The organism is Aquisphaera insulae, from assembly GCF_011064615.1.
Lineage (GTDB): Bacteria > Planctomycetota > Planctomycetia > Isosphaerales > Isosphaeraceae > Aquisphaera > Aquisphaera insulae.
The window spans coordinates 1-1,749 of sequence record NZ_JAALJH010000208.1 but is presented as its reverse complement, the minus strand read 5'-3'; the positions used below and the strand labels follow the sequence as shown (position 1 = coordinate 1,749).

The following is a 1,749-nucleotide window of genomic DNA, read 5'->3' as shown; positions in this document are numbered from 1 at the left end:
ACAGTTTGAAGATGCGGTTCACCGGACGGTTACCAAGTTACGGGTTTCGTGGGAGAACCTCCGGTTCCGCGTCGAAGCCACCGAAGGCTGGGAGCAGGCCCGGGAGACGCTACATCCGTGCTTCAAGCCGAAGCGTCCCCCGGCACTCCATGTCGTGATCCCGAAGGTCCACAAGCACCTTGGGCCATACTGAGGTGACGCATGGCTGTCCGGCTATTGACCGCCAACGACCTGGCCGAGCGGTGGAGGGCGTCGGCGGAATGGGTGGATAGATTGATTCGGGAGGAAGGCGTCCCGTACGTCTGGATGAGGTTCGGCCCTGCGTGCTTCCCGACGATGCGTTTCCGCCTCGCGTCGATCGAGGAATGGGAATTGACCCAGCCGTCGGGCCACCCATGCCACCGGACTCTGGAGAGCGACAAGGCCGCCAAGGCCCGTGCCGAGGCCAGGAAGGTCCGCACGCACCTGGGAGAGTATAGAGCTTGATGGCCTTTGCGTCGCTGAGGCGGAGGTCAGTGGGTTTCTGGGAATCCTGGATGGAGTGTAGAATGTCCACGAGTCGCTGATTTGGGCCGCGGTCCCGATCCACACGCACGGGGAGTAGGAGCATGGACACCAAGCCTCTGGCCGAGATAGCTGCGGCCCGGTCCCTGCCGCCCCCTCCGGTCTTCGAAGTCCGCTTCGAGGGCATCGACCTCTATCCGGAAGCGATCCCGCTCCGCGCGTTAGCCGACTCGTTGGCGGCCATCCAGCGGCTCGCCCTAGGCAGCCAGCCCGATGACATTTTGGAGGAGGTGCTGGTCGAGGGAGCTGAGGCAGAAGAAGAGTCCTTCCCAGTCGAGGCCGAGAACGAATCGCTCAGGCTCCTGTCGGTCAACCGCGGTTCCGCGGTCTACGAGGTTGCCGGGCCGCCCGCGGAGCCGGCCCGCCGCAGACTACGCAGCCTCGGCGAGATACTCGACAGGCCAGACGACGTCGATGTCCAGGATTACATGATCGGGCCGCTCCAGCAGCTCAGCTTGATCGCCCGCCGCTTGCAGTGCGCCATCACCCTCAGGGAGCCTGGGAGCCAGGGCCCGATCCTCGCCAAGATCGGGCCGGAGTCTTTCGCCAACGTCTCCCGCTCGCTGCTGGTATCGGGCCAGAGCTCGCTCATCGGCAACGTGGTACGGGTCGGAGGGGCCACGGGTAGGCGATGCAGCCTTAGGGTGTATTCTCAGCACAAGATCCTCTTCTGCAAGGTGGCGAACGACACGATCCTGAAGCAGCTGGGCGAGCAGCTGTTCCAAGACGTCGTGGTCAGCGGCATAGCGACCTGGATCAGGGGCTCGTGGCGGCTCCGAGCGTTTACCATCGAGGGCGTCCGTACGCCTGTCCAAGGGCCGCTCGACGAAGCGATCGAGGGCATGAGGGAAGCCGGCGGCAAGTTCTGGGATGAGGTGGCGGATCTGGACGAGTACCTCGAGGAAGTAGACACGGACCACTGAGCATGGCTCCTAAAGACGGCATCGTCCCCTACGGCTCCCTCGTGCTCCTGGACGCCCATATCCTCATCTGGAGCGGCGTACGCAGGATGATTCCCGGCGTCCCCCCCGTAGAGAGGCGAGATGTCGAGAACGTCGACAGGGCCCGAATCCTCATCAACGACCTGACGGACGTTCACGCCAGAATTGTAGTGCCAAGCGTGCTGCTGACAGAGTTGATTGTCCCTATTCCTCCAGAGCACCATTCGCGTTTCCTTGCCTACAT

General features: G+C 63.4%; 4 protein-coding genes. All 4 read left to right on the top strand.

What is annotated here, in order from left to right; genetic code table 11:
• A partial coding sequence (locus G6O54_RS37620) for a hypothetical protein (protein WP_205679184.1) occupies positions 1–193 on the top strand: 193 nt, incomplete at its 5' end.
• 8 nt (positions 194–201) lie between these two features.
• Complete coding sequence (locus G6O54_RS36760; protein ID WP_165236052.1) at positions 202–486, top strand: hypothetical protein; 285 nt, start codon at positions 202–204, stop codon at positions 484–486.
• 122 nt (positions 487–608) lie between these two features.
• Positions 609–1,487: a hypothetical protein gene (locus tag G6O54_RS36755; RefSeq protein ID WP_165236048.1), complete on the top strand. Its 879-nt coding sequence runs from the start codon at positions 609–611 to the stop codon at positions 1,485–1,487.
• A gap of 2 nt (positions 1,488–1,489) precedes the next feature.
• Positions 1,490–1,749, top strand: a 260-nt coding sequence (locus G6O54_RS37615; RefSeq protein WP_205679183.1) for a hypothetical protein, incomplete at its 3' end; no start/stop codon positions are given.

What these genes read in the sequence shown, in the direction of transcription:
- G6O54_RS36760 (WP_165236052.1), top strand. Translation starts at nt 202, where the DNA reads ATGGCTGTCCGGCTATTGACCGCCAACGACCTGGCCGAGCGGTGGAGG.
- G6O54_RS36755 (WP_165236048.1), top strand. Translation starts at nt 609, where the DNA reads ATGGACACCAAGCCTCTGGCCGAGATAGCTGCGGCCCGGTCCCTGCCG.